Genomic DNA, 720 nt, shown 5'->3' with positions numbered 1-720 from the left:
GCGTTTGAGCGATAGCTCGCTCGGGAGTGTGAGATCGCAGCTTTGGCGAGTGACGAAAATGCTCTCGCTCGCAGTACCGTTTGCGGTGTGCTTTTTTTTGTTCTTTCCTCGTTTCGCGCCGCTGTGGTCTTTGCCCATTAAAACGAGCCACTCACAGACAGGGATGAGTGAAGAAATGACGCCAGGCTCTATTGCTGAGCTGAGCCAGTCTGCCGAGCGCGCTTTTAGAGTGAGCTTCAGTGGGGTCGCCCCAGCACGACAAAACCTTTATTGGCGCGCAATGTTGCTGGATTACTTTGACGGTAGAACGTGGAGACGAGCATCTAGCTCTTTGCTGCTGGAGCGAGGACGTCAGGGGCTCTTGCATGACCGTAAGTATGAGGTTTTTGAGCCGCAAGAGCTCGATCAGAATTATTATGATGTGATTCTAGAGCCGCATCAAAACCGCTGGGCGTTTGCATTGGTTGGCTCGCAGCCGGCATCGGGTAATGTGCATAAAATGGGTGGCGGAATCTACGAGTTCAGGCAAGACGTTGTGTCTCCAACGCCTTACAGGATGTTGTATGAAAAGACGCTTTTACCTGTTTCGGAGGTTCCTGGGGCTGTTGTCATATCAGGTGTAGAACGCATTGCTTCGCAAGTTAATCAAGACCTTCAGCTCCCGCCAACGGGTAATCCGCTTGCGCGTCAGTTAGTCGATCAGATGCTTTCGTCCGGGCC

The 720-nt window shown here is 52.4% G+C and carries 1 protein-coding gene; it reads left to right on the top strand.

The features are described 5' to 3' along the window. Nucleotides 1-58: 58 nt before the first annotated feature. Nucleotides 59-720 (top strand): DUF3488 domain-containing protein (locus tag A3750_RS15645; RefSeq protein ID WP_197475076.1); only part of this gene is annotated, 662 nt, incomplete at its 3' end.

The organism is Oleiphilus sp. HI0079 (assembly GCF_001635105.1).
Note: the sequence above shows the minus strand (reverse complement) of the source record. Positions and strands in the feature narration are given on the sequence as shown.